Genomic DNA, 2,475 nt, shown 5'->3' on the forward strand with positions numbered 1-2,475 from the left:
CGTAGATGCGGGCTGTGCCGCCGGCTCCTCAACAGCCTCAGCCTTGCGGGCCTTCGACGCGGCAGCCTCCTGTGCGATGGTCTCCTGTGCGATGGCCTCTTCGGCTGCAACAGCTGCCTGCGCGTCGGCAGCTTCGGCAGATGCAGTAGTCGAGTAGCCCTCGGGCAACAGATCGGCCAGGCTCTGGGTCATTGGCCCCTTGCCATCCGGCGACACGTCCACCTTCTCGCCCGACTTGCCTGCCTCATTCGCAGCTTTGGATTCAGCCCGTTGCACGGCGCGGCGGGCCTCAGCCTTGGCCTCCGCCTTGTTCTTGACAGGTCCAATCACCATGACCATATTGCGGCCGTCAATGCGGGGAGTGGACTCCACCACACCAACTTCGGCAACGTCCTCGGCGAAGCGCTGCAGCAGGCGGATACCCATTTCCGGACGCTGCTGCTCGCGACCGCGGAACTGGATCATGGCCTTGACCTTGTCTCCTGCACCGAGGAAGCGAAGCGCATGCCCGCGCTTGGTCTCGTAGTCGTGGGTGTCAATCTTCAGACGAAACCGGATCTCCTTGAGAACGGTGTTTGTCTGGTTCTTGCGCGCCTCGCGAGCCTTGACCGCTGCTTCATACTTGTACTTGCCAAAATCCATGAGCTTCGCAACCGGAGGCTTCGCCTGCGGCGCCACTTCAACAAGATCAAGGTCGGACTCGGCAGCGAGCCGGAGGGCGTCCTCAATGCGGACAATCCCTACCTGTTCGCCCGCAGGGCCTACCAACCGCACCTCGGGGACACGGATACGATCATTGATTCTTGGCTCGCTAATGTGTTGCTCCTGTTTTCTCGAAGAATGTGAACCACCTGCAATAGAAGAAGGCCTCCGATTGCATGCGCATTCGAAGGCCTCGATAATCAGTGCCGGGCAGCCACCGCGTCCAAGAGACGCGTACCACCTCACGTGCACCGACCTGAACCCGGCTGCCGCCACGAACCGAATCCGGAACGCCTGGCAATCGCGGGTGGGAGAGGACTCCGCTTGCATACTGAAGGTGATTTTTCTCATGGCCACGGATGGGCACAAAAAATAACGACCTTCAATTGGTCTGTGACAAGCTTACCAGCATGAGCACCCCAGACAGCAATCAGCCCGGCACCCGCCATACCTTTCAGCCAGCCGCAGAGCGACCTGAACCAGCCGGCGCGCAGGATCGCGTACGCGACATCGCCGAGGTAGCGGCGGTGGAAGTGATTACGACGACGGCTGTCCACCTGATGAGCGCTGCGGCAGTCAAGTGCGGACTCGCCGAGGGAGACGACGCGGAGCAGCACAAGGACCTCGACGAAGCGAGGAAGCTCATTACCGCCCTCGCCGGTCTGATCACGGCCGCCGCACCGGAGATCGGCAGCCAGCACGCCGGCCCCCTGCGCGACGGACTGCGGTCGCTCCAACTGGCCTTCCGTGAAGCATCCCTCATCGAGGACGCCCCCGGACAGGGCCCGGGAGAGAAGTTCACTGGCCCGGTCAACTAGACCCGCCGCCGTCGTACCCGCTGCACCACCAACCCGAGCAGAGATATCGCTGCCGCCGCGGAACCGACCGCGGTAAATCCGCCCCACGGACCAACCACGTCGATCATGACCCCGGCGAGCGGCGCACCCAGCGCCACCCCGGACGTCAACGCCGACCCGTACCAGCCCATGGCTTCCCCGCGCCGCTCCTCGTCCACCAGTTGTGCAACCTTCTCCGAAGCCGCCGAGAGGACCGGCGCACACACCAGACCCGGAGCGAGGGCCAGCAGGCTGAGGGTCAGGGTGTTATCCGCTAATCCCATGGGGATGGTCAGGGCGCTCATCAGCAGCAGCAGCGTCAGCGGTGACACAGTGTGGTGCATGGCACCGTAAACAAGACCACCCACTACCGACGCCGCACACCATGCCAGGAATACCCACCCGAGTTCGGAGACCCTGTCAGCGTCCTCGAGGACTGCGATGATTCCCACGTCAGTGCCCGCGAGGACAAGTCCTGCGCCGGCAGCGACAACCATCACCACCGCCACCGGAATGGTGAGCCAGGAAAAGCTGCCCGCAATACGGGTCCTCGCTGCCCTGGTGCGGCCGGGCCGGGCACCTGGCAACAGTTCCGCCGATGCCTCGGGGACCCGCGCTGGAGCAGCGGCCACCACGGCATTTACAGTGGCTGCGTCGTCCTCCGGTCCGTCCAGCGATGGTCCAACCGCTGACGGCTGACTACTGCGGGTGGGCGGATTGAACCACATCAGAAATAACCCGGCGAAAGAGGTGGACAGCCCCACCAGGGTCAGCCCCAGCACCGTGGACACCTGGGTGGCGAGTATCGCTCCGAGCGCCGGCCCGCCCATGAAAATCACTTCGGTGGAGACGGCGTCCAGGGTGAAGGCCGTGCGGCGGGCGTCTCCTGTCACCATGACTCCCAGGGACTGACGGACCACCGAGAAGACGGGAAGGG

Annotated in this window: 3 protein-coding genes; 1 reads left to right on the forward strand and 2 read right to left on the reverse strand. The window is 63.9% G+C overall.

The features are described from left to right. Positions 1-903, reverse strand: a 903-nt coding sequence (infC, locus tag Y708_RS28915) for a translation initiation factor IF-3 (protein WP_343212930.1), incomplete at its 3' end; no start/stop codon positions are given. Positions 904-1,112: 209 nt separating this feature from the next. Between infC and Y708_RS0101595 the strand changes: the two genes are divergently transcribed. After that, complete coding sequence (locus Y708_RS0101595) at positions 1,113-1,520, forward strand: DUF1844 domain-containing protein (protein ID WP_028278563.1); 408 nt, start codon at positions 1,113-1,115, stop codon at positions 1,518-1,520. Here the strand turns inward: Y708_RS0101595 and Y708_RS0101600 are convergent. Beyond that, positions 1,517-2,475: MFS transporter (locus Y708_RS0101600; RefSeq protein WP_028278564.1), on the reverse strand; the 959-nt coding region annotated here is incomplete at its 5' end. The two genes, Y708_RS0101595 and Y708_RS0101600, sit on opposite strands and share 4 nt — an antisense overlap.

This window comes from Arthrobacter sp. H5 (assembly GCF_000520595.1).
In the GTDB taxonomy this organism is placed as follows: Bacteria; Actinomycetota; Actinomycetes; order Actinomycetales; family Micrococcaceae; genus Arthrobacter_D.